Genomic DNA, 23,089 nt, shown 5'->3' with positions numbered 1-23,089 from the left:
AACGAGGCAAACATGAAGACGATGCGTCAGTGGGTAGTCACGGCACCGGGCGGTGCGCAGCACCTGAAGCTGGAAGAAGCGAGCGTGCCGACGCCTGGGCCGCATGAGATTCTCGTGCGCGTGGGAGCGGTGTCGTTGAACTATCGCGACATCGATGTGATCGCCGGCGGTCACGGTGTGTCGCTGCCGTTTCCGTACACGCCCGGCTCCGATCTGGCCGGCGTCGTCGCGGCCACGGGCTCCTCGGTCACGCGCTTTCGCGAGGGCGACGATGTGCTCAACACCTTCTGGGCTGGGTGGCTCGATGGCGACTGGCCGTCGCACGCGCGCGTGATCGGCGGGGCACTGCCGGGCGTGCTCGCGCAATACGTCGTGCTGCATGAGGATTGGGCCGTGCATGCGCCGCGCACGCTCGATGCCGTCGCGGCCAGCACATTGCCGTGCGCGGGCGTCACCGCGTGGTTCGCCCTGATCGAGCAGGGTGCGCTGCATGCGGGGCAGACCGTCGTCGTGCAAGGCACGGGCGGCGTCGCACTATTTGGGCTGCAACTGGCGCGCGCACATGGCGCGCAGGTCATCGTGACCTCGAGCAGCGACGAGAAGCTGCGGCGCGTACGCGAACTGGGTGCTACGCACGGGATCGATCGCACGACCGATCCCGACTGGGATCGCGTGGTGCGCGAACTGACCCAAGGGCGCGGTGCCGATCACATCTTCGAGCTCGCGGGTGGCGACAATCTCGGCGCGTCGCTGCGCGCGCTGCGCCAAGGCGGGCGCATTTCGCTGATCGGCTTGCTGGATCAGCCGAACATGACGCTGCCGAGCATTCCGTCGTTCCTGACGCGGCCTGTCATTCAAGGGATCGGTGTCGGACATCGACGTGCATTCGAGGCGCTCGTGCGTGCCGTCGACGTCGTCGGCATCAAGCCCGTCGTCGACGAGGTCTACGCGTTCGACGCGTTGCCGCAGGCGGTCGCCCATCTCGAGCGCGGCGCGTTCGGCAAGCTCGTCGTGAAGGTCGGGGCCTAAGGCCGAGCCTCGTTCAACCGCGAAGATCCTCGCGGGTATCGACGTCGGCGAGAATGCCGCGATCGTCGACGTCGACCGGCGTGACTTCATGAAGCGACAACAGGCTGCGCGCGCCGGTATCGCCGTCGAGCTCGGCGAGCGCATCGCTATGTATGGCGCCGAAGCCCACGGGGTGTCCGCGTTGTCCGCGATAGACGGGCACCACGATCGAGGCCCCCGCGTCGAGCCGTTGCGCGACGGCCTCGATCGTCGAGGTTGCGATCCATGGCATGTCAGCCAACGCGACGATCCAGCCCTCGGCGTCGTGGCTCGCCCGCACGCCGGCTGCGAGACTCGCCCCCATGCCGCGCAGTGCGTCGCTCGAGAAAATGACATCGCATCCGGCGTTGTTGAGCACGTGCGCGAGCGTTTCGGCGCCTGGACGCACGATCGCGATCACGCGCGGCACGCTCATGAGCAGTTGATGTGCAGCGGCGCGCGCAACGGGCGTGCCGTCGGCCAGCGGCGCAAGCAGCTTGTTGCTGAAGCCATGCGGATCGAAGCGCGTGCCCCGTCCCGCAGCGAGCAGCAGACCGGTGGCGGACGAGGCATAGGTCATCGAGGCTTTCCGCTAAGGAGATGCAGGCGATTGTGCGATGCGATATTGCGGCGTTGCAAGGGCGAATTGGCGATGTGGGTGCGGGAACGCGCAGTCGAGTCTGTGAAGTCTGTGCGGTGTAGAACAAATGGCTTCGTTTACCCGAAGCCGTTGGTTCCGGGCGCGACCAATCCTACGAACAAGCCTAGATTTCAATCGATGCCGTGAAAGATCGCGTCGTCGGGGCCGAGGTAGGCGGGCGGCTGCCACGTCGCGTCGCGCATCGAATGCTGCACGTGGTTCTCGACGCCGAGCAGTACCGCAAAGATCGCCATGCGGATTGGAATGCCGTTGTCGGTTTGACGAAAGATCGCGAGCCGCGGATCGTGGTTGAGGTCGACCGACAGATCGTTGGCGCCGGGGCGGCTGTCGCGCGGCAGAGGGTGCATGATCAAGGTGTCGCGACCGCACACGGTATCGGCGAGCGCCTGGTTGATCTGGAATTCGGGCGTATAGCCTTCGAACGATTCGTCGGTGAAGCGCTCTTTCTGGATGCGCGTGGCATAGACGACGTCGGCGCCGCGCAAGCCTGTCGCGAGATCATGCGTTTCCTCGACGACGTGTCCGTTACGCGAGATCTGCTCGACGATATGGGCAGGCATCTCGAGCGTCGGCGGTGAAATCAGCGTGAACTTGATGCCTCGATAGAGCGCGAGCAGCTTGACGAGCGAATGCACGGTGCGGCCGTACTTGAGGTCGCCGACGAGCGCAATGTGCGCGCCGTCGACGATCTTGCCTAGCCGCGAGAACTCGCGCTGAATCGTATATAGATCGAGCAACGCCTGGCTCGGATGTTCGCCGGGACCGTCGCCGCCGTTGATGACGGGCAGGTTCGTCGCGCGAGCGAATTCGGCGACCGAGCCTTGCTCGGGATGCCGCACGACGAGCGCGTCGACGTAGCCGCTCATCACCCGGCTGGTGTCATAGATCGATTCACCCTTGGCCATCGACGAGAACGTGAAGCCGGTCGTGTCGCATACGGAGCCGCCGAGCCGGCAGAACGCGGCACCGAACGACACGCGCGTACGCGTGCTCGCTTCGAAAAACAGATTGCCGAGCACGGCACCCTCGAGCACGCGCGAAATCTTCTTGCGACGCGCGATCGGCTGCATGATGTCGGCCACGCTGAAGAGCGCTTCTACCGCGTCGCGCGAGAACTGATCGACCGACAGCAATTGCGGTTTGCCTTCGAACAGGATCTGGCTGGCTAATGAAGGGGTGTGTACGCGTTGCGTATAGTTAGATTCGCGTTCGACGTGCGTGACGATTTCGGAAACGAACCGGCCGACGATCTCGGGCATGCTGCGCGATTCCTGCGAATCGTCAGGCAACAGCCACGTGTCGAGCGCGCGCCGGCTGACACCGATACGGTTCGCGAACGCATCGCGGGTCATGTTCATGCGGCGCATGGCGTCGCGTAGGAAGGCTTGCTGGGGAACGCTCATCGCCGTCGCCTCATGAATGGTTATACGCGGTGCGTATATTAATTCGTCGGCGACGGAAGTCAAGCATCCTCGCGCGCGGCTACCTCGGCACCGCACCTGCCTCCACTTCCACGACGCTTTACCGCCGCCCGTCGATCGCTTTCTCCCAGTAGGGCGGGTTGCCTATCCGGTCTTCCATGAAGGCGATGAACGCCCGCACGGTGCGTGCGACGTGCTTTCTCGTCGGATAGACGATGCACAAGTCGAGGTCATGCGTCTGCCAGTCTTCGAGCAGGGGGCTGAGTTGCCCGTTCTGCAGGTCATGGGCGACTAAATAAAGCGGCACGTGTGCGATGCCCATGCCGGCGAATAACATCTCGCGTAGCGCAAGGCTATTGTTGGCCTCGAAATGCCCGCGTACGTCCACGTCTTGACAGATATCGCCCTGGCGAAACCGCCATCGACGCGGCGACGATCGCAGCGTATAGACAAGGCACTCTCTTTCCGCAAGGTCGGACGGATGTTGTGGCGCCCCGTATTTGGCGATATACGACGGTGATGCGACCACCACGTGCCGCACTTTCGCAAGCCGTCGTGCCACCAGCGACGACTGCGCCAAATCGGCGATGCGCAACGCCATGTCCACGCCGTCTTTGAGCAAGTTCGCTTGCCGATCGTCGAAGCGAAGCTCCAATTCGACCTTCGGAAACCTTCTTCGAAAGGCTGGCATGGCAGGCAGCACATGCATGAGCCCGAAGCTCATCGGCACGCTTGCCACGAGCTTTCCACTGGGTTCGTCGCGCAGCGACCCAACTTCGTTCCGTGCTTCCTCGATTGCATCCAGCGCCTCGCTCACGCGGCCATAGAAGCGTTGGCCGGCTTCCGTCAAGGCGATCCGGCGGGTCGTGCGATGCAGCAGCCGGGTCTGCATTTCCGCCTCCAGCGAGCTGACCCGCCGACTGACCACCGAGCGCGCGATGCCGAGCATGTCGGCTGCACCCGCAAAGGAGCCGCTATCGACGACCGCTCTGAAGACGGCAATGGAAGTGAGGTTGTCCACTGGATCGAACTCCTTGGTTATCGCGTGACTAAACCGTCATACCCGCGTCGGGCGGGCAGCCGATCAACATCCGATTGATGCTTCCACGCGAACAATCAAATCGCGCAAAGGAGCTGATTTTAGCGATGGCCGCCTTCAATATCGAGCGCATTGATTACTTGGAGAGGCGCACATGATGACCATCCATCGATCGCATGAACGTGGCTCGTTTCGCAACGACTGGCTCGATGCCCAATTCTCGTTCGAATTCGGCTCGTACCGGAACCCGGCTCGTCGGGGCTACTCGGATCTGCTCGTGCTCAACGACGACATCGTTTCCCCCACGAAGGGCTTTGCCGCCCACCCGCACGATAACGTCGAGGTGCTCTCGTTTCCGCTGCAAGGGGAAGTCGAGCACGAAGATTCCCTGGGCAACCGGGAAACGCTGTCGTATGGCGACGTGCATTTGATGCGCGCGGGCACCGGCATCGTCCATAGCGAAATGAATCCATCGCTCACCGAGCATGAGCATCACGTGCAGTGGTGGATCGCGCCGGCCCATCGCGACAGCCAGCCGGCCTACCAGAAGCAGCACTACTCACGCGAAACGAAGCTCGGCAGGTTGTGCCTGATCGCATCGCCGGACGGCAACGAAGGTTCGCTGCAAGTCGACCAGGACGTCCGCATCTATGCGTCCATCGTGCGGAACGACGCGATTCGCCACGTCCTCGCGCCGCAACGCCGCGCGTACGTGCATGTGCTGCGCGGCGCGTTGACCATCAATGAAGAAACGCTCTGTGCCGGCGATGGCGCGCAGATAGAGGGCGTAGCAGAGCTACGCCTGCAATCCAGCGACGAAGCCGAGATTCTGCTGTTCGATCTCCGCTGAACGTGGCTTCTTTTCACCTACGTATCGAACTCGAATAACCCAACAATGAGGCTAACCATGCTGTTCTCTACGCTTAAAAGGCATTTTTCCGCAGCGATCGTATCGACCGTCATGCTCTTGAGCGCAACGGGCGTTTCGGCGACGCAGGCCGCAACACCCGCAAAGCCCGTGTACGACCAGTTGACCCCTGAAAACAGCGCGCTGCTGCTGATCGATTATCAGCCGCAGTATGTGTTCGCCACGCAGTCGATTTCCATCGACACGTTGGTGAACAATGCCGTGGCGTTGACGGAGACGGCGCAGGCATTCAAGCTTCCGACCGTGATCACGACCGTCACCTCGAAGGCGTACGGTGGCCCGGTATTCCCCCAGATCGCAGCTGCCGCGCCGGGCGTCGACGTGATCGATCGCACGCGCATCAACGCTTGGCAAGACGAGCGCGTCCGGGATGCGATTCACAAGACGGGGCGCAAGAAGCTCATCATCGCCGGCCTGTGGACCGACAACTGCGTGATGCTGCCCGCGTTGGCGGCGCTGCAAGAGGGCTACGAAGTCTACGTCGTGACGGATGCGAGCGGCGACATGGATGCGGAGTCGCACGAGCGCGCGGTGCAGCGCCTGGTCCAGGCCGGGGCCGTTCCGATCACGTGGCTGCCGGTGCTGCTTGAACTGCAGGCGGATTGGACGCAGGACGTCACGCATGGCGCGGTCAGCGGCATCATCAAAAACCACGTGGGCGCAATGGGACTCGGCATGTTCTATAAGCGCGCGATGTCGAGCCAATAATCGAGCGAAGCGTCGTCGTTGGTTTCTGTGGCGCACGAGTGATGGTGGTAACGGCGGGCGGCGCTAGCAAGGTTGATGCGCCGCCTTTCGCGCGTCAGTAAAGCACACTGAATAATGCTTCGACGGAAGTCAAGAAATTGTGCTGGAGCGAATCGCCCGCGGCCGGTACACTCTTGCGAATGGAAATCGGACGCTTTCAACCCAGCATCGCCACGCGTACGTCGTCGCTCTTGATCGGGCGCGCGATGGTCTGCGCCGTTTCCAAAGCCAAAAAACAGTCGCACGTCTGACCGGCGCGCTGTTGCCGTCGGACGCCCGACGGGACAGCAAGAAGCCGCCTACCACTTTGCCCCCTCGACGCCTGACGGATGACGAATCGGTCATTTTCGAGGAGTGGTGCATGTCGAGTTTTTCCGGTATCTGGATTCCGCTTGTCACGCCGTTTGCTGACGGCGTAGTCGATCACGCCGCGCTAGCCGCATTGATTGCACACTGTCGTAAGGCCGGTGTCGCGGGCTTCGTGGCGCTAGGCACGACAGGCGAGCCCAGTGCGCTCACCGATGACGAGCAGGATGCCGTGCTCACGACGATTCTGCGCGAGGCACAGGAGACGCCCGTGGTCGTCGGTGTTGCAGGCAACCAGAGTGTGGTGCTGCGTGAGCGCGTGCTGCGCTTGAACGAATTACCTATTGCGGGATTGCTCGTCCCGGCGCCGTACTACGTCCGGCCGTCGCAAGCTGGACTCGTCGAGCACTTCACGATGCTGGCCGATGTCAGCAACAAGCCGATCCTGCTCTACGACGTCCCCTACCGCACGGGCGTCAAACTCGAACTCGAGACGCTGCTGACGCTCGCCGCGCATCCCCGCATCGTCGGTATCAAGGACTGCGCGGGTTCCCCCGAGACCACGCTCGCACTGATTCTGGATGGCCGGCTGCAAGTGCTGGCCGGTAACGACAACGAGATCTTCAGCACGCTGTGCATGGGCGGCGCGGGCGCGATTGCCGCGACGGCGCATCTGGAAACGGAGCGCTTCGTCGCCATGCATCGTGCCCTGGCCGACGGGCGTCTCGAAGAAGGGCGCACGCTGTTTCATGCGCTGGCACCGCTCGTGCACACGTTGACGTCGGAGACGAATCCCGCACCGGTGAAGGCCGCGCTTGCGGCGCAAGGGTGGATCGCCAACGAGTTGCGCGCGCCGATGACATGCGCAAGCGAGGCGCTTACCCGGAAACTGGCGGAGTGGGTTGCGCGCTGAGTTAGCCGCGTTGACTGCTCGGCGTTGCATCGGCCGCGTGGTCGGCCGTTTGCAGCGCAAAGCCTTCGTCGAGCCAACCGGTGATGCCGCCGATCATCACCTTGACTGGCCGACCGAGCTTCGCGAGGCGGATCGCACCGCGCGTCGCGCCGTTGCAGTGCGGTCCGGCACAGTAGGTAACAAAGACTGTCTCGGGTGCGTAGTGAGCGAGTTTCGACATGATGATCTTGCCGTGCGGCAGGTTGACGGCGCCGGGGACATGGCCTTGCGCGAACAGGGCAGGGCTGCGCACGTCGAGCAACACGAAGTCGACCGAGCCGGATGCGAAGGCGCTATGGACATCGGAGCAATCGGTTTCGAAACGCAGCGATGCTTCGAAATGCTCGAGCGCGGTCGTACTGTCGGCTGCAGGAACGGCGGTCACGGCGGAGGGCGTGGTCATGGTCGATGCTCGTTTAGGGTGGTTGTCGGAGTCGTCATTATTCCGTTCGGATCGATCTTTCAGGAGTGGCGCAATCGTCAAGTTTCGGTAACATCGCGCCATGCACAATCATCTCGTCGTGGCGGTCGCATACGACCGTCTCTGCACATTCGAATTCGGCTGCGTCGTCGAGCTGTTCGCGTTGCCGCGCCCTGAACTCGACCGCGAGTGGTACCGCTTCGGCGTTTGCGCAGCCGAGCCCGGCCCGATTCGCGCGGCCGGTGGCATTACCGTCGAGGCGCCTTATTCGCTGAGACTGCTCGACCGCGCGCAGACGATCGTGATTCCGGGCTGGCGCGATGCTGACGAAGCGGCGCCCGAACCGCTGCTGCGCAAGCTGCGAGCGGCGGCCGCGCGTGGCGCACGGCTGGCTTCGATTTGTTCGGGCGTGTTCGTGCTCGCGCAAGCCGGCGTGCTGGACGGTAAGACTGTGACGACGCACTGGCGTTACGCGGAAAAGTTGCGCACGCGCTATCCGTCGCTGCGCGTGGCGGCCGATGCGTTGTATGTCGACGAAGGCAACGTGATCACGTCGGCCGGGTCGGCGGCCGGGCTCGACATGCTGCTGCACCTCGTGCGTCGCGATCACGGTAGCGCGATCGCCAATCGCGTGGCACAGCGGCTCGTCGTCGCGCCGCATCGCGACGGTGGCCAGGCGCAGTTCGTGCCGCGTCCGATGCCGCCCGACGAAGGCGCGCGTGTGGCAAAGCTGATCGACTGGATGCGCACGCATGCGGCTGCTTCGCACACGCTGGCTTCGTTGGCCGAGCGCGCAGCCATGAGTGCGCGCACGTTGCAGCGGCAGTTTCGCGAGGCGACAGGGCTGGGCCCTTATCAATGGTTGATTCGCGAACGCGTGGCGCTCGCCAAGGAGATGCTCGAATCGCGGCCGCGGTTGTCGATCGAGCAAGTGGCCGAGCGCGCAGGCTTCGGGTCGGAGGAATCGTTGCGCCGGCACTTTCGGCGTGTGGCTAAGACGACGCCGGCTGCATATCGGCGACGCTTCGCGACCAAAGCCGCGTAGCGCTCGCTAGCTGCCGCTACCGTGCGAAGTGGGACGCTCGCTCAATGCGTTCAACGCGTGCGCGACGGTGTTGATGACGCTCGCCCAATCGCCGAGTGTCGGCTGCCGGAACAAGCGCACGCTCGGATACCAGGGACTGTCGTTGCGTTCGAGCAGCCAGCGCCAGCACGTATCGAGCCGGTTCAGGATCCACACGGGCTTGTTCATCGCGCCGGCCAGGTGAGCGGTGGACGTATCGACGGAAAGCACGAGATCGAGGTTGTCGACGAGCGCGGCGGTGTCCGCGAAATCGTGCAGCTCGTCGGTCCAGTCGACGATAGTCCGGCTCGCCGCGTGGCGCTCGTGCATGGCCGTCAACTGCTGCGCGGGCGCGCCCTTTTGCAGACTGAAGAACTGTACGCCGGGCAAGTCGAGGATGGGTGCGAGCTGCTCGAGCGCGAGCGAACGGCGCGCATCGTTCTTGCGCAGCTCGGGTACGTGAGGCCGATTGCCGCCGGCCCAGACGAGCCCCACCTTCAGCGCGTTCCGCGAGCCGTCGAGCGCTGCGATACGCGCCGCGAAATGCTGCGAGGCTTGCGCATCGGCGAACAGATAGGGCGTGTTACCGGGAATCGTGGCTTGCGTCGTGCGTAGTGCGAGCGGCAGGCTCAGAAACGGGCAGTGGTAATCGAACGGCGGCAGCGGCTGCCCCGCTTCCACGAGGAGGTCGACGCCCTCGAGATTGGCCAGCAATCGGATCAGCTCCGGTTGCACTTCGAGCACGACGCGCGCGCCTTGCTGTGCGACGAGCGAGGCATAGCGGCAGAACTGGAGGGTATCGCCGAGCCCTTGCTCGGCATGCAGCAGAATCGTCTTGCCTTCGAGCGGTGTGTCGCCGAGCCATAGCGGTTGATCGAAAGCACGTTTGCCGGCTTTGATGCGCGCGCGCGCCCAGCGCCACTCATATTCGCGCCAGCCCGCTTCGAATTCGCCCATTTGCAGCAGGCAAAGTGCCCGGTTCCAATGCGTTTCCGCGGCATCGGGTGCCAGAGCGAGTGCCTTGTCGTAGCTCGCGAGCGCGTCGGCATGGCGGTTCAGGTCGACGTAGGTGAGACCAAGATTGTTCCAGGCATCGGTGAACTCGCGCGACAGCGACAGCGCGCGCTCGTAACTCGCCTGCGCGTCGAGCGGCCGGTTCAGATCGCTGAGCGCGTTGCCGCGATTGCTCCAGGCTTCGGCGTAGTCGGGGCGCAGCGCGAGCGCCTGGTCGCAACTGGCGAGCGCATCGTCGGGGCGGCCGAGATCGCGCAGCACGCAGCTGCGGTTGTTCCATGCTTGGGCAAATTGCGGCTGGGCGGCCAGCGCTTTTTCGAAGCTCGCGAGCGCATCGAGCGGACGCGCCAGTGCGGCGAGCGCATTGCCGCGGTTGTTCAGCGCATCGATGAAGCCGGGCTTCAGCGCGAGCGCGCGATTGGCCGCGCTCAAAGCCTGTTCGTGACGATGGAGCGCGTTCAACGCGTACGCGAGGTTCGAGTGGACGGGCGCCTGCGTGGCGTTGATCGCGACCGCTTGCTCGAGCAGTGCGACGCCTTCGGCGAGGCGTCCCGTTTGCAATGACAGCGCGCCGAGCAGTTGCAGCGCGTCGAAGTGGCGCGGGCGCTGGGCGAGAATCTCGCGATAGAGCTCCTCGGCATCGGCGATTGCACCGTTTTGCTGAAGCGCGACGGCTTGTTGCAGCAGATTGTCGAGTTGTCGCGAAGGGCCGGACTTGCTCATGAACGATCGGAGGCAGCGAGAAGTGACGAGTTGCCCCGGCGCAGCGAGCGCCGGGTAGGGCGAATCGCGCCGATTATCCCTCAAACGGCCCGGCTCGCCGGAATCGACGCGTCGCTCGCAGCGCGTTGCCGGCCCGATCACGCCGTGGCCTGGGTGTCGCGCCACATCGTGGCTGAGGAACTGGCCGCCGGTGTCCTGGTGCAACTGCCGGTGCACGACCTGAAGATCGAACGCGAGCTCAACATGATCTGGCGCCAGTCACGCACGTTGAGCCCCAGCGCACGGGCGTTTCGTACGTTGGCGACGCAGATGTTCGCAAGTACGGCCGCGTCGCTGCCGCAATAGGCCAGCGTCAGGCTGGCAACGATTCAGTTTGCCTGGTGGTCGACCCCGGACGGTCCCCCGTCAAGCTTGCGTCCATTGATGGTGCTGAGGTAGTGGGCGAGTTCGTCCACCTGATCGGCGGGAATGGGGGCGCCGAACGCGTTGCGCATCTTGTCGATCTCCGCGTGCCACTCGTCGACGGTCAGCGCGGGCTGCCGCAATACCATGCCCGTCGAATGGCAAATCACGCAGTTGGCATTCGCAATCTCCGAGCCCTTGCCGGGAGGAAACACGGTTTCGCCAGACGGCAGCGTCACATCGACCGCCGCGAACCGTACCGGCGGTACTCGTTCGGTTTGCTTTGCGGTTTGCGATTGCGCCGATGCGGGCAAATAGCGGCTGCCGATCACGGCAACGACGACTGCCGCGAGAACGGGTGCAGCCCACACTCGCGCGATATGAATCCACTTTGCGTGCATTGTCTTCCCTCGTCGTTCAAGCGACATCGACGTCGATCGATTCGACGACGTTTCTCATGAACCCCGCGCCGTTCCAGTTCGGCACGCTCGGCTGCGACTCGCCGTTTGCATTGACTGCGCGCACCATCAGGATCTGCTTACCCGGCTGCGTGAAACGAACGGTCGTCTGCCATTGACGGAAGCTGTACTTGCCGAAGTCGCGGCCCAATGCGGCCGTGCTCCAGGTATGCCCGGCATCGGCCGAGAATTGCACCTGCTTGAGCGCGGATGCGCCGCCGAACGCGATGCCGCGTACGAGCATGGGCTCGCTGACGCGCACCCGCGCACCCGCTTGCACATTCGTGAAAAACGAGCGTGGCAGCATGGTGCTGATCGGCACTTGCTTGAATCCGTGTTCGCCTGGGTGCACGTTCGCATAGTGGTTGTCCGGCACCAGGTAGGCCTTCGCGGTCCAGAAGTTGTCGTCGGGACCATCGAGCACTTCGATGTCGTGCAGCATCTTGACCCAGTAGGTTGCATACCATCCAGGCACGACGAGCCTCAGCGGATAGCCGTTGAGAAGCGGCAGGGGCTGCCCGTTCATCGCATAGGCAACCATCACTTCGCCGTCGAGCGCGTGCTCGATGGCTAGTGACTTCAGGTACTTCGGCGTTTGTGGGATGACACCCGAGTCGAGTCCGTCGAAGCGCACCCGCACGGCGTTTGTCAGGACGCCGGCATGTGTGAGCAGGTCCTTCAGGCGCACACCGGTCCAGCGGGCGTTGCCCATGGCACCGTTGGCCCATTGTCCACCCGGCACACGTGGTTCGAAGAAGCCTCGTGAATTGCCGGAGCACTGGTTCACGGCGGCGATCTCGAAGCGTGGGAATCGGCTGACCAGCTCGTCGAGCGTGAGACTGACGGGGCGATTCACATGACCGCGAATGTCGAGGCGGAAAGTATGTGGATCGATCGTCGTAGGAATCGACGCGAGGTGCCAGCGCACATAGAAGCGATCGTTGGGCGTGAACACCCTCTGGTCGAATACGTCGAACGGCGTTTCGAGCAATGGAGGGCGCGTCCGCTGCAGAATCATGCCTGATTTCTGCGGAAAGCCAGACGTGAGCGGCCGCTCGCCGTTGCTGAACGGAAGGACGATGTGTGTGCTTTCCGCCGCGTTTGCCAGGAGCGGTGCAGCGAATGCGGCGCCAAGGGCGCCGAGTAGTTTGCGGCGTCGCAGGGAGACGTCTGGATCGTAGGGGTTCAAGGTTGCCCTCAGTAGTCGTAAGACGTTCGATCGATCCGATAGCAGGTGCAACGCTCAGCAGTATAGGAACGCCTTCAGACTATGTAATAGGCAAATTCGCGATGGGACCGGTGCCTTTTTTGTATGTATTGCTCGCTCAGGGTCGAGGTCAGCCTTGTTGCGCGGCGGTGATTTGTTTGTAGACGTCGTGTGAGAGCGCAAGCAGCCGGCGGCGATCGATGCCGCCGGAGATCGCATAGCCAAAGTCGCCATCGATCCAATAGAAGACATTGACGGGGCCGTCCCGATAGAGCTTGAACGCGGTCGTGGCTAGGCTTGTCGTCCTGCGTGAAATGTAGAGCGTGACGCGCTCGCCCGCTGCATCGCGGTACATGAACAGGGCGGTTGGCCCGTCGGTCGTGTGCAGCAGGCGCCCACCCATCAACTCGAAGCCGCTGCGGGAGAGAACCGGCGGTTTCACGTCGGTGCCGAGCCGCTGCGCGAGCCACCGCACGAATTGCTGTTCATTCTGCGAGCCGAGTTGCGCGGGGCGTTCGACGGCGGGCATGTACAGCACGTGGGCGATCGCGGCCTGCTGCGGGAGCGGGTCGGCCGCTTGGGTCGCATCGGCATACCGCGTGGCGTCGCTCGCGACCTGGGGCGAAGCAGGCGGATGTAGTTGCATGTCGGTGCCCACGCCGATGCCGATGCCGAGCACGAGCGCGGCAGCAAGTCCTGCATAGTGCCGCCAGTTCGCCGCCGGGCGGTGCGATGGCACGGCTGCCTGGCGCAGCCGCTGAGGCAAGGGCTCTTGAAGTACCCGGTCGTAACGCTCATGGAACAAGGTGTTCTGCGCAAAATAGTCGCTGACGCGTGCTGCCAGCGCCGGGTCGCGTTCGAGTGCGCGCTCGATTTCGATGCGTTGCGCTTCCGGTAGCAAGCTGTCGACGTAGGCATGGATGTCGTCTTCGGTAAAGGGATCCGGCCGCTCGTTCATTTCACCATCCTCAGTTTCTCGACAGGCTTTGCGCCCGTCATCCAAGCTCTCAATCGCTCGCGGCCGCGCGAAAGACGCGACATGACAGTGCCGATCGGAATGCCGAGCGTGAGGGCCACATCGGCGTAACTCATCTCCTCGAGACCGACGAGCAGCACCACCTCGCGCTGTTCGGCCGGCAGGCGTTGCAGCGCGTAGTCGAGGTCGCGTACTTCGAGCGAGCGCGACTCCCCCGGCGCAACCGAAAAGTTGTTCTGGTCGACGACGTCGTCGTCCAGCCCGACATGCAACGCGCGTACTGACGCCTTGCGCGCCTGATTGGCGAACACGTTATGCATGATCGTGAAGAGCCAGGCGCGCAGATCGGTGCCGGGTTCGAACAGGCTCAGCCGCTGTAGCGCGCGCTCGAGTGTGTCCTGAACGAGGTCGTCGGCAAGTTCCTGATTTCGGATCAGCGCTCGGGCATAGCGCCTCAAGCGCGGCACGTGCTCCGTCAATTCATCGCGGATGTTCATTTCTCATACCAGTCTGTTTCGCGCAGCCGGCCCTTGGTGGGCCTTCGTCGTTATTCATGTACAGGGGAACACGTGTGCGCGCAGTTTATTCCATCGATTCGCTCGTGACGCATGGGAATAAACGCGCTAGGGCTGCGATGCCGATGAGCGAGAATCGAGCGATGGAATAACGCTGCTTGTCCCTGTGTTCGCGCTGATATCCATCGCGTTCACAGGGAGCTTCATTCATGTGCCTTTTATCACCCGCATTCGCGCGTCCGATGTTCGCCGCGTTGATGCTGGCAGCGACGTTTGCTGCGGAGTCCGATGCGATCGCCGCCGGGCCACCGGATTTTCGCAGTGCAGAAGAAGCTGCGTTTTTGGCCGATAACGACACGGCGATGTCCAAGATGATGGACGGCATGTCGATCAAGCCGACCGGTGACGTCGATCGCGATTTCGCCGCCGCCATGATCCCCCATCACCAAGGGGCCATCGACATGGCCCAGGCCGAGCTGCGTTACGGTCACAACGAGAAATTACGCCGTATCGCGCAGGAAATCGTCGTCGAGCAGCAGCAGGAAATCGCGGCGATGCGACTTGCGTTAGGGCAGCCGTTGCCGCCTTCCGCGCCGGCACCCGATCAACTTCACGCGATGCCCTGTTCTTCGACCGCGAGCACGCCTTGTGCATCTCCGTCCAACGATCGTTCCACTACGCGGGAATCAAAATGAAAGTAACTCATCGACTCGCTACCGCCCTGGCGTCCAGTGCCTTGTTCATGGTGCAGGCGTCGTTCGCCGGCCAGGTGCCCGGCGCCGCATCCGATGCTGACATTCCCATCAGCCATCACGATCGGGTCTATGCGGCGGAGCAATTCTCGAACACCGTGTCGGTGATCGACCCGGCCGACAACCATCTCGTCGGCGAGATTCGTCTCGGCGATCCGTCGCCAGCCAACTTCAGCCCGCTCTATCGCGGCCAATTACTCGTACACGGCATGGGCGTTTCGCCTGATCGACGTACGCTCGCCGTCGTTTCGATCGGCTCGAATTCGGTCGCATTCATCGATACGCAGACCAATGCGGTCAAGCACATAACGTATGTGGGGCGCTCGCCGCACGAAGCATTCTTCACGCGGGACGGCAGCGAGGTCTGGGTGACGGTGCGCGGCGAGAACTACATCGACGTGCTCGACGGCAAAACGTTCGCGGAGAAGACGCGGATCACCGTGCCCAACGGGCCAGGCATGCAGATCTTTTCGCCCGACGGCAAGTACGGCTATGTGTGCTCGTCGTTCAATCCCGAGACCGACGTCATATCGGTGGCCGAGCATCGGATCGTCGGCAAGGTCACGCAGGCGAGCCCGTTTTGTCCGGATCTCGCGGCGACGCCCGACGGCAAGCAAGTGTGGTTCACGCTGAAGGACGTGGGCAAGACGCAGGTGTTCGACGCGCACGCACCGTTCACCTTGCTCAAGACGCTCGATACGGGACCCATCACAAATCACGTGAACATCGTTCGCAACGCGAATGGAACGTTCGCTTACGTGACCGTGGGTGGCCTGAACCAAGTGAAGGTGTTCCGCACTGACGACTTCTCGCAGGTCGCGACGATCCCGGTAGGAAGCCTGCCGCACGGCCTGTGGCCGTCTGGCGACGGTACGCGCATTTATGTCGGGCTCGAGAATGCCGACGCAGTGGCCGTCATCGATACGCTGGCCAACCGAGTCGTCGCGACGGTGCCGATCGGGCAGGCTCCACAAGCGCTCGTTTATGTGCCGAACGCGGTGCCCGAAGGGGATGGTACGCAGAATACCGAGTCCCTCGGCCTAGCCGGCAACGCCGAGCATCTGACGCTCAGGGCCGTCGCCGGTGGCACGGCGTCGACGACCGTCGCACTGTTCGATCAAGGCCTCGTGCAGGTGCTGCAAGCGGCCGTGTCCGGCTTGCAGCCGAAGCAGCCGTATGTGCTGGGGCTCGCTCCGCATCCCGACGGCAGCGGCAGCATCGAACCGCTCGCATCGTTCAAGACGAACCCGGCCGGTGCGGCGATCGTCAATGCACTTGGCCAGATTCGCGAAGTGGTGACGTCGAATACGGCGGGGACATCCGCGGAGAAGGGGGCTGAAGCAGGCACCGACAAACGCCGTTATCTCGTGATCGCACCCAGCGTGGCAGGTAAGATCGGCGCACCCGTGCAGGTGCAAATGCAGGAAGACGCGCGGTAGCAACTGCACTAGCGTCACGCTTGTTGCCGCTGGAGGCGGGCGGTGGGCGCGGCTCTTCAGCCGCACGAGAATTTCCTGAGTGTGCTGGCCCACGCGGGCCAGCGCCTGCCGCACGCCAAGGCGTCGCCAGCCCATCGAAAGCGGCAGCAAGACGACGTCGGTCGTGCCGCTGTTTTCGGTTGTCGTTCGTGCCATCAAGTTCGCCAAGGCGGCGACTACCGAGAGACCTCGAACTTTAGTCCGGGAAGGTGAGCAGCGCTGCCGTCAGGCGGCACGCCAGCGTTAGCATCCGAGCATGATCGTGGTCTATCGCTAACGCGTGAGATCGCTCATCGGCTTGTTCAATCGTCAAAGCCGTCCGGCCAACTGGTTGGGCTACGCGATCGGAGGGATCATTGTGCGTGCTCGTCGCGCGTGTGTGCAGCGTGTGGTTCGCCGCTGATAGCAAATGCTTGCATCGGCCCGGTCGAATGCTATCATTGATAGCATCGTTTTGGGGGAGCTGGTGATGGCAAATCTTCTTGTACGCAACGTGGACGAAAGCCTCGTCCAGAATCTTCGTGAGCAGGCGGCCTCGCATGGTCGCAGCGCTGAGGCGGAGCATCGTGAAATTCTGGCAAAGGCGCTGCGCAGGCCAAAACGCATGAGCTTTGCAGAGGTACTGATGAGCATGCCGGACGTAGGCGAAGACGCAGATTTTGGGCGGCAGGACGATGGAGAGGCTCCGAATGTATTTGGTTGATACAAACGTGATTAGCGAGGTCAGGAAACGTGAGCGCGCCAATCAAGGAGTGCGGACGTTTTTCCGGAGAGCGGTGCGTGACGAGAGCGACCTTTACCTTTCCGTCGTCACGATTGCCGAGCTTCGGCGTGGGGTCGAGTTGATTCGACACAGAGGGGACATGCAGCAGGTGGTCATCCTGGAAGCGTGGCTGGGAGGCGTGCTGGGCGAATACACGCAAAACATTCTGTCGGTGAATGAGGAGATTGCTCAACTATGGGGGCATCTGCGAGCGCCACATCCCGAGCATGCTTTGGACAAACTGATCGCGGCGACCGCGTTGATTCATGACCTCACGGTGGTTACGCGTAACGTCGATGACTTCGCCAGAACGGGCGTCCGACTGTTGAATCCCTTCGAGTAAGGAAAGATCAGCCCCAAATAAGTCAGACAATTTACTAGACGACCGGTCTAATTGTATGCTAAAGTGCGTCACCATGAATGCAACACATATTCCTGCCGACGTACGCCAGCACATCCTCGATGTGGCTTACCCGATGCTGCTGAGCAAGGGTTTCACGGCTGTCGGGCTGACCGAGGTGCTGAGCGCGGCGCGCGTGCCGAAGGGCTCGTTCTATCACTACTTCGGCTCCAAAGAGGCCTTTGGCGAAGCCATCCTCGAAGGGTACTTTGCCGACTACCTCGCGCAGATGGAAGCGCTGTTCGACGAGCCGGGCACGGCCGCACAACGGCTCATCCGCTATTTCCAGTTCTGGCTCGACTCGCAGATCGGCGACGAGGGGCAGGGCCGTTGCCTCGTGGTTAAGCTCGGCGCGGAGGTTTGCGATCTGTCGGAGACGATGCGAGCGGCGCTCAAGCGCGGCACCGATCGCGTGATCGCATGCCTGGCGCGCGGTATCGAAGCCGGCAACGCCGACGGATCGGTAACGGGCGTCGCCGATCCGCAGGCCGCCGCGCTGTCGCTTTATCAGAACTGGTTGGGGGCGAGTCTGCTCGCCAAGATCACACGTAGCCGTGAGCCGCTCGATATGGCTATGGCCAACACGCAGGAGCAGTTGAAGTTGAGTTTGACGCAAGACGCTTGAAGCCAGACGCAAGACGAGGTGGGAGATCTGCATGCGCGCCCCCGCCTTTTTTTGTGTCGATTTACTAGACGACTGGTCTACTCGAGTGGACCTTTTATTTATCCGCAGCCCAGGAGCTGAACCTCATGTCGCAAGCCGCAACAGTCAATCGCCGCATCCTGCTCGCCGCCCGTCCGCAAGGCCAGCCCACGTTGCAGGATTTCCACCTCGACGAGGCCCCCGTGCTCACGCCGAAGGAAGGCGAAGTGCTGCTCCGTACGCTGTACCTGTCGCTCGATCCGTACATGCGCAATCTGATGGATGAAATCGGGCCCGGCTATACGCCGTCGGTACAGGTGGGCGAGACGATGGTCGGCGGGACCGTGAGCCGTGTCGTCGCGTCGAAGCATCCGCAATTCGCCGTCGGCGATCTGGTGCTGGGCAGGGCTGGTTGGCAGGACTACGCGGTGTCGGATGGCAACGAGCTCACGCCGCTCGGCGACATGAAGCGACCGTCGCTGGCGCTGGGTGGGCTCGGCATGCCTGCCTTTGCGGCCTACGTCGGCCTGCTCGACATCGGTCAGCCCAAGGCAGGCGAAACCGTGGTGGTGGCGGCGGCCACCGGTGCCGTCGGTTCGGTGGTCGGCCAGATCGCGAAGCTCAAGGGGGCGCGCGTAGTGGGCATTGCCGGTGGTGCCGACAAATGCCGCTATGCCGTGGAGGAGCTGGGCTTCGACGTTTGTCTCGATCGCCGCGATCCGCAGTTCGCCGAACGTCTCGCAGCCGCCTGCCCGGACGGCATCGATGTCTACTTCGAGAACGTCGGCGGCGAGGTGTTCGATGCGGTCGTGCCGCTGCTCAACATCGGCGCGCGCGTGCCGGTGTGCGGATTCATCGCGCACTACAACGACGAGACGTCGCCCTCGAGCCCAGACCGGTTGCCGCGGTTGATGGCGGTGGTGCTGCAGAAGCGCGTCCGCATGCAGGGCTTCATCATCCTCGATCACTACGCCGACCGCTTCGAGGCGTTCAGCCGCGACATGCGCGAGTGGGTCGAGGCAGGGCAGATCAAACTGCGCGAGGACGTGATCGACGGCCTCGAGCATGCGCCTGCCGCGTTCATCGGCCTGCTCGAAGGACGCAACTTCGGCAAGCTCGTCGTGCGCGTCGCCGAAGCGTAACGCGCGGCTCTGGTGCTTGGTGCTTGGTGCGTGGCCGGCCGTGGCCTACGTGTTCGTGTAGGACGCGCACCAGCCCGACGAGGCCACGAGCCGGTCGCCGAACAGCACGCAGCCGCTCCACTTGTCGGCCGAGCTGCCTTGAAACAACGAGCAGTTCGCGCAGCTCTGGCCGGGCTTGTAGCTCGGGAAGCGGCTCGCGTCGACCTTCGTGGCGTCTTCCTTGTAGCCCTGCGCTTGCGCATCGGCTTCGCTCTCGCTCAAGTGCTGAGGTGCGGCGAAGGCCATGCGCGATACGGCCAGCGACGAGGCGGCGCCCAGGCTGGCGATCAGGAACGTGCGGCGCGATGCGTTCATGGGGACTCCATGTCGGTTTGTCGGAAGGAAACAGCGCATCGAGAGCATACTGGCTTCCTTTTGTCCTGACCAAGTCAGACGGGGAAACCGCATGAATCACGAAGCGACTGTCGGCGGACTCACGCATCAACGAGCCGAGCCTGGGCAAGCGCACACCACCCATCTGACGCTCGCGTCGATCGAAGCGGCGGCGCGCGTGTTGCGGCAGCGGCTTCCGCAGTCGCCGCTGGTGGAGCCGCGCATGTGGCGTACGGCGGGAGGTGCGCCGATCTTTGTTAAAGCCGAATGCCTGCTGCCGACGGGTTCGTTCAAGATCCGCGGCGCGACGCTGTTCGTGGCGAGCCTGACCGACGAGCAGCGGGCGCGTGGCGTCATCGCTTATTCGACGGGCAACCATGCGCAAGCCGTGGCCAAAGCCGCGGCCGATGCAGGTGTGTCGGCGCTCATCGTGATGTCGCCCGACGCGCCCGAAGCGAAGGTGCGCGCGACGCAGTCGTGGGGCGCGCAGGTCGTGATGTCGGAGCCGACTTCCGATGCGCGTCGCGCCATGGCCGAGCGCCTGGCGGCTGAGTCCGGCCGGGTGCTGATTCCGCCGTACGACGACTGGACCGTCATGACGGGGCAGGCATCGATCGGCCTTGAGCTGCGCGAGCAGCTCAAGGCCGGCGCACGTCTGCCTGCCGCGGTGTTCGTGCCGGTGGGCGGGGGCGGCTTGCTGGCTGGGGTGGCGGCTGCCGTGAAGATGACGATGCCGTCCGTGCGCGTGATCGGCGTCGAACCTGAGCTCGAGAACGATACGCAGCAATCGTTCGCGGCGGGGCGCATCGTGCGCGCGGCAGGGCCCAGCGCGAGCATTGCAGATGCGATCAAAGTACAAGCACCCGGCAATCTGACGTTTCCTGTGATCGTCGACTACGTGGACGAGATCGTGTCGGTCAGCGAACGCGAGATCGCGCAAGCGAGCTTGCGCTATTTCGACGAGGCACACCTGGTGGTCGAGCCAGGCGGGGCCGTGGCCTTGGCTGCCGCGCTCAAGTGGCGCGGTGCCGAGATCGGCGCCACGGCCGATGATCAGGCGGGCGAGCCGGCACCGGTCGTCGTGCTCGCGGCAGGCGGCAACGTCACGCTCGAAAGACTCGCCGGCCTGCGCTCGATGGCTTGAACGGAGGAGCTTGCGCTACGACGCTATCGCGTTGCTGCGCTGCGGCTACGTTTACTGGCCCAGCATGCGCACGTCGGCGGCCGCAGTCTGGCCGAACGCATCGCTGAGCAGATAGTCGACGAACTTGTGGGCGGCGTCGGCCGGCGTGCTCAGTTGGCCGTCGGCTTTCAGTTGAGTAAAGCGCTCGCGTAATGGAAAACGCGCTTCGTCGGTGCCGCGGATTTCGGCTTGCATGTCGGTGTCGATGACGCCTGGCGCGACGCTGGCGATGCGCAGGCCCGGCTCATTGTCGAGCGCCACGGCGCGCGCATGGTGATCGAGCGCGGCCTTCGTCGCGCAGTAGACGCTCCAGCCCGCGTAGGCGCTGCGTGCCGCGCCGCTCGAGACGTGCGCGATGCGCCGATCGGGCACATGCGTGCTGGCCGTGGCGAACGCGCTCGCGAACATCAACGGGGCGCCGACGTTCAGCGCCACCGCGCGTGCGACATCGACGCTTGCCTGTGTGCTGCCTGGGCCGACCGGCTGCACGGTGCCCGCGTTGTTGATCAGCAGGGCCTGCTGCGTATCGCGCAAGAAGCGCGGCAGGCATTCGCCGGCAAGCCATTGAGCGAGTTGGCCTGAATCGGCGAGATCGACTTCGGCTTCCTCCAGTGCTCCCCCGAAGCGCGAAGCCAGCGACGCATGGCGCGTGCGGGAAACGCCCAGCACGGCGAACCCGCGCGCGAGCAGCGTTTCGGCGAGCGCAGCGCCGAGGCCACGCGTGTGGCCCGTTACGATGGCTTTGGCTTTGAGGGGGGAGGCGGAAGAGGTCGTCATGGCGATCGGAGTGAAAAGACGAAGAACGCGAAAAGCCGCTTCAGGACCGATCGTTCAACCGATCCTGAGCGGCATGTAGCGACGGCCTCGGTGTATCGCGCGGCCGACGCCAGCACATTACAGCTTAATCACGGCTTACGCAGCCGCTTCGAGCGCCGGGTAATCGACGTAACCGACGGGACCGGCGGCGTAGTACGTGGCCGGATTCGGCTGGTTCAGCGGCGCATCGAGCTGGAAGCGCGTGGGCAGATCGGGGTTCGCGATGAACAGCTGCCCCCACGCGACCGCATCGGCGTCACCGGCGTCGAGCGTGTGCTGGGCCGATTCCTTCGTGAACTTCTCATTGGCGATGTAGACGCCGCCGAACGCAGCCTTCAGCGCCGGGCCGAAGCGGTGCTCGCCGAGCGATTCGCGTGCGCACAGGAACGCGGCGCCGCGCTGGCCGAGCTCGTGTGCGACGTAGCCGAACGTAGCTGCCGGGTCCGAATCGCCCATCGAATGGATGTCGCCGCGCGGCGAAACGTGTACGCCCACGCGTCCTGCACCCCAAACGGCGATGCACTCGTCGACGACTTCGAGCAGCAGGCGCGCGCGATTTTCGATCGAGCCGCCGTAGGCGTCGGTGCGGCGGTTCACGCCGTCTTGCAGGAACTGGTCGAGCAGATAGCCGTTCGCGCCGTGCACTTCGACGCCGTCGAAGCCCGCTGCTTTCGCGTTTTCGGCACCCTTGCGATAGGCGGCCACGATGTCGCGGATTTCGTGCAGTTCGAGCGCACGCGGCGTGACGTAGGCCCGCTCGGGCCGCACTTGGCTCACGTGACCTTGCGGTGCGATGGCGCTCGGGGCGACCGGCAGTTCGCCGTTCAGGAAGATCGGATCCGAGATGCGGCCGACGTGCCACAGCTGCAGGAAGATGCGGCCGCCAGCAGCATGCACCGCATCGGTCACGAGCTTCCAGCCCGCGACCTGCTCGTCGGACCAGATGCCCGGGGTGGCAGCGTAGCCGAGGCCTTGCGGCGAAACAGCAGTTGCTTCGGTCAGGATGAGCCCGGCCGATGCGCGCTCGGCGTAGTACTGCGCCATCAGCGCGTTCGGCACGCGTTCGTCGCCTGCGCGTTGGCGCGTGAGCGGAGCCATGATGATGCGGTTCGGTAGCGTGAGATCACCGACGACGAGCGGATCGAAAAGAGTTGGCATAGCGTTGTTCACCTTGTTGGCGGGCGCAGGGCCCGCCGATCAGTCGAGTAACGAAAGCAGACGGTGCCGCACGGGCCGATGAAGCGCGGGGCGTGCTTCAAAGGTTGGCGTGCAGCGTGTCGAGAAATGCCTGAATGACGGCCTCGTTGCGCTTGAAGAAGCACCACTGGCCGACGCGCTTGACCGTCACGAGCCCCGCGCTTTGCAACGTGGCGAGGTGCGCCGAGACCGTCGATTGCGACAGTCCGCAACGGGCATTGATCTGCCCGGCGCACACGCCGCATTCGAGCGGCAGCTCCTGGTTCGTGAAGTGCGCTTGCGGTTCCTTCAGCCACGCGAGAATCTCGCGACGGATAGGATTGGCCAGCGCCTTGTGAATCGCATCGATGTCAATCGTCATATCGGGCAAACAACTCAACCAGCGGTCCAACACATTGAGATTGAGATCAGGAAGAATCGCTGTTGACGGAATCTTATATCGGATCTTCCCGATATAAATCAA

The 23,089-nt window shown here is 63.6% G+C and carries 26 protein-coding genes and 1 pseudogene; 13 read left to right on the top strand and 14 right to left on the bottom strand.

Translation table 11 applies throughout. The annotated features are described in order from the left end of the window. The first annotated feature begins 12 nt into the window (after nt 1-12). Nucleotides 13-1,029, top strand: coding sequence for a zinc-dependent alcohol dehydrogenase family protein (locus D7S89_RS18255; protein ID WP_220702176.1), 1,017 nt, complete (start codon nt 13-15; stop codon nt 1,027-1,029). 13 nt (nt 1,030-1,042) lie between these two features. On the opposite strand, the gene D7S89_RS18250 is transcribed toward D7S89_RS18255, so the two are convergent. The 3 genes from D7S89_RS18250 to D7S89_RS18240 all read right to left on the bottom strand — a co-directional run bounded on the left by D7S89_RS18250 (nt 1,043) and on the right by D7S89_RS18240 (nt 4,150). Continuing rightward, complete coding sequence (locus tag D7S89_RS18250) at nt 1,043-1,627, bottom strand: nucleotidyltransferase family protein (RefSeq protein WP_121279594.1); 585 nt, start codon at nt 1,625-1,627, stop codon at nt 1,043-1,045. Between the two features lie 191 nt (nt 1,628-1,818). Next, nucleotides 1,819-3,111 (bottom strand): aspartate carbamoyltransferase, encoded by a 1,293-nt coding sequence (locus tag D7S89_RS18245; RefSeq protein ID WP_121279593.1) that lies wholly within the window; start codon nt 3,109-3,111, stop codon nt 1,819-1,821. Nucleotides 3,112-3,229: 118 nt separating this feature from the next. Beyond that, nucleotides 3,230-4,150: a LysR family transcriptional regulator gene (locus D7S89_RS18240; protein ID WP_121279592.1), complete on the bottom strand. Its 921-nt coding sequence runs from the start codon at nt 4,148-4,150 to the stop codon at nt 3,230-3,232. Nucleotides 4,151-4,322: 172 nt separating this feature from the next. Between D7S89_RS18240 and D7S89_RS18235 the strand changes: the two genes are divergently transcribed. The 3 genes from D7S89_RS18235 to dapA all read left to right on the top strand — a co-directional run bounded on the left by D7S89_RS18235 (nt 4,323) and on the right by dapA (nt 7,062). Beyond that, entirely contained in the window at nt 4,323-5,018 is a 696-nt protein-coding gene (locus D7S89_RS18235; protein ID WP_121279591.1) for a pirin family protein, read from the top strand. A gap of 57 nt (nt 5,019-5,075) precedes the next feature. Further along, entirely contained in the window at nt 5,076-5,804 is a 729-nt protein-coding gene (locus D7S89_RS18230) for a hydrolase (RefSeq protein WP_220702175.1), read from the top strand. A 400-nt stretch (nt 5,805-6,204) separates the two neighbouring features. Continuing rightward, complete coding sequence (gene dapA / locus D7S89_RS18225) at nt 6,205-7,062, top strand: 4-hydroxy-tetrahydrodipicolinate synthase (protein ID WP_121279590.1); 858 nt, start codon at nt 6,205-6,207, stop codon at nt 7,060-7,062. Nucleotide 7,063: 1 nt separating this feature from the next. On the opposite strand, the gene D7S89_RS18220 is transcribed toward dapA, so the two are convergent. Further along, a complete protein-coding gene (locus D7S89_RS18220; RefSeq protein WP_121279589.1) occupies nt 7,064-7,504 on the bottom strand; it encodes a rhodanese-like domain-containing protein in 441 nt (146 codons plus the stop codon). 100 nt (nt 7,505-7,604) lie between these two features. On the opposite strand from D7S89_RS18220, the gene ftrA reads away from it, so the two are divergent. After that, complete coding sequence (ftrA, locus tag D7S89_RS18215) at nt 7,605-8,567, top strand: transcriptional regulator FtrA (protein WP_121279588.1); 963 nt, start codon at nt 7,605-7,607, stop codon at nt 8,565-8,567. A 6-nt stretch (nt 8,568-8,573) separates the two neighbouring features. Here ftrA and D7S89_RS18210 read toward each other — a convergent pair whose 3' ends face one another. Continuing rightward, on the bottom strand, nt 8,574-10,322 hold the full coding sequence (locus D7S89_RS18210) for a tetratricopeptide repeat protein (RefSeq protein WP_121279884.1): 1,749 nt from the start codon (nt 10,320-10,322) through the stop codon (nt 8,574-8,576). On the opposite strand from D7S89_RS18210, the gene D7S89_RS28185 reads away from it, so the two are divergent. Next, nucleotides 10,257-10,667 carry a LysR substrate-binding domain-containing protein gene (locus D7S89_RS28185; protein ID WP_281273151.1) on the top strand — a complete coding sequence of 137 codons (411 nt, stop codon included), beginning with the start codon at nt 10,257-10,259 and terminating at the stop codon, nt 10,665-10,667. The two genes, D7S89_RS18210 and D7S89_RS28185, sit on opposite strands and share 66 nt — an antisense overlap. 23 nt (nt 10,668-10,690) lie before the next feature. On the opposite strand, the gene D7S89_RS18200 is transcribed toward D7S89_RS28185, so the two are convergent. The 4 genes from D7S89_RS18200 to D7S89_RS18185 all read right to left on the bottom strand — a co-directional run bounded on the left by D7S89_RS18200 (nt 10,691) and on the right by D7S89_RS18185 (nt 13,862). Then, complete coding sequence (locus D7S89_RS18200; protein WP_245983036.1) at nt 10,691-11,056, bottom strand: c-type cytochrome; 366 nt, start codon at nt 11,054-11,056, stop codon at nt 10,691-10,693. An 85-nt stretch (nt 11,057-11,141) separates the two neighbouring features. Further along, nucleotides 11,142-12,371, bottom strand: coding sequence for a molybdopterin-dependent oxidoreductase (locus D7S89_RS18195; RefSeq protein ID WP_121279585.1), 1,230 nt, complete (start codon nt 12,369-12,371; stop codon nt 11,142-11,144). Nucleotides 12,372-12,519: 148 nt separating this feature from the next. Beyond that, nucleotides 12,520-13,347 (bottom strand): anti-sigma factor family protein, encoded by an 828-nt coding sequence (locus D7S89_RS18190; protein ID WP_121279583.1) that lies wholly within the window; start codon nt 13,345-13,347, stop codon nt 12,520-12,522. Further along, a complete protein-coding gene (locus D7S89_RS18185; protein ID WP_121279581.1) occupies nt 13,344-13,862 on the bottom strand; it encodes a sigma-70 family RNA polymerase sigma factor in 519 nt (172 codons plus the stop codon). Before D7S89_RS18185 ends, D7S89_RS18190 begins: the two co-directional genes overlap by 4 nt. Before the next feature lie 260 nt (nt 13,863-14,122). Between D7S89_RS18185 and D7S89_RS18180 the strand changes: the two genes are divergently transcribed. Both D7S89_RS18180 and D7S89_RS18175 read left to right on the top strand, forming a co-directional pair. Beyond that, nucleotides 14,123-14,575: a DUF305 domain-containing protein gene (locus D7S89_RS18180; RefSeq protein ID WP_245983032.1), complete on the top strand. Its 453-nt coding sequence runs from the start codon at nt 14,123-14,125 to the stop codon at nt 14,573-14,575. Beyond that, entirely contained in the window at nt 14,572-16,071 is a 1,500-nt protein-coding gene (locus D7S89_RS18175; protein ID WP_121279577.1) for a YncE family protein, read from the top strand. The genes D7S89_RS18180 and D7S89_RS18175 overlap by 4 nt, the downstream gene beginning before the upstream one ends. A gap of 45 nt (nt 16,072-16,116) precedes the next feature. On the opposite strand, the pseudogene D7S89_RS27935 reads toward D7S89_RS18175, so the two are convergent. Further along, nucleotides 16,117-16,236: pseudogene (locus D7S89_RS27935) on the bottom strand (CoA transferase); the annotation flags it as partial. A 343-nt stretch (nt 16,237-16,579) separates the two neighbouring features. On the opposite strand from D7S89_RS27935, the gene D7S89_RS18165 reads away from it, so the two are divergent. From D7S89_RS18165 to D7S89_RS18150, 4 genes are all read left to right on the top strand, one after another. Then, entirely contained in the window at nt 16,580-16,813 is a 234-nt protein-coding gene (locus tag D7S89_RS18165) for a FitA-like ribbon-helix-helix domain-containing protein (RefSeq protein ID WP_121279880.1), read from the top strand. Then, nucleotides 16,800-17,216 (top strand): type II toxin-antitoxin system VapC family toxin, encoded by a 417-nt coding sequence (locus tag D7S89_RS18160; RefSeq protein WP_121279575.1) that lies wholly within the window; start codon nt 16,800-16,802, stop codon nt 17,214-17,216. Before D7S89_RS18165 ends, D7S89_RS18160 begins: the two co-directional genes overlap by 14 nt. A 73-nt stretch (nt 17,217-17,289) precedes the next feature. Then, entirely contained in the window at nt 17,290-17,898 is a 609-nt protein-coding gene (locus tag D7S89_RS18155; RefSeq protein ID WP_121279573.1) for a TetR/AcrR family transcriptional regulator, read from the top strand. Between the two features lie 125 nt (nt 17,899-18,023). Next, a complete protein-coding gene (locus D7S89_RS18150) occupies nt 18,024-19,058 on the top strand; it encodes an NADP-dependent oxidoreductase (protein WP_121279571.1) in 1,035 nt (344 codons plus the stop codon). Between the two features lie 45 nt (nt 19,059-19,103). Here the strand turns inward: D7S89_RS18150 and D7S89_RS18145 are convergent, their stop codons facing one another. Beyond that, entirely contained in the window at nt 19,104-19,412 is a 309-nt protein-coding gene (locus D7S89_RS18145; protein WP_121279878.1) for a high-potential iron-sulfur protein, read from the bottom strand. A 91-nt stretch (nt 19,413-19,503) separates the two neighbouring features. On the opposite strand from D7S89_RS18145, the gene D7S89_RS18140 reads away from it, so the two are divergent. Further along, entirely contained in the window at nt 19,504-20,574 is a 1,071-nt protein-coding gene (locus D7S89_RS18140) for a pyridoxal-phosphate dependent enzyme (RefSeq protein WP_183085258.1), read from the top strand. Between the two features lie 51 nt (nt 20,575-20,625). On the opposite strand, the gene D7S89_RS18135 is transcribed toward D7S89_RS18140, so the two are convergent. The 3 genes from D7S89_RS18135 to D7S89_RS18125 form a co-directional block, all read right to left on the bottom strand. After that, on the bottom strand, nt 20,626-21,390 hold the full coding sequence (locus D7S89_RS18135) for an SDR family oxidoreductase (RefSeq protein ID WP_121279567.1): 765 nt from the start codon (nt 21,388-21,390) through the stop codon (nt 20,626-20,628). A gap of 135 nt (nt 21,391-21,525) precedes the next feature. Beyond that, nucleotides 21,526-22,587, bottom strand: coding sequence for an alkene reductase (locus tag D7S89_RS18130; RefSeq protein ID WP_121279565.1), 1,062 nt, complete (start codon nt 22,585-22,587; stop codon nt 21,526-21,528). 97 nt (nt 22,588-22,684) lie between these two features. Next, nucleotides 22,685-22,987: an ArsR/SmtB family transcription factor gene (locus D7S89_RS18125; RefSeq protein ID WP_121279563.1), complete on the bottom strand. Its 303-nt coding sequence runs from the start codon at nt 22,985-22,987 to the stop codon at nt 22,685-22,687. Between the last annotated feature and the right edge of the window lie 102 nt (nt 22,988-23,089).

The sequence above is a fragment of the Trinickia fusca genome (assembly GCF_003628145.1).
In the GTDB taxonomy this organism is placed as follows: Bacteria; Pseudomonadota; Gammaproteobacteria; order Burkholderiales; family Burkholderiaceae; genus Trinickia; species Trinickia fusca.
This window is presented reverse-complemented; position numbering and strand designations above follow the sequence as displayed.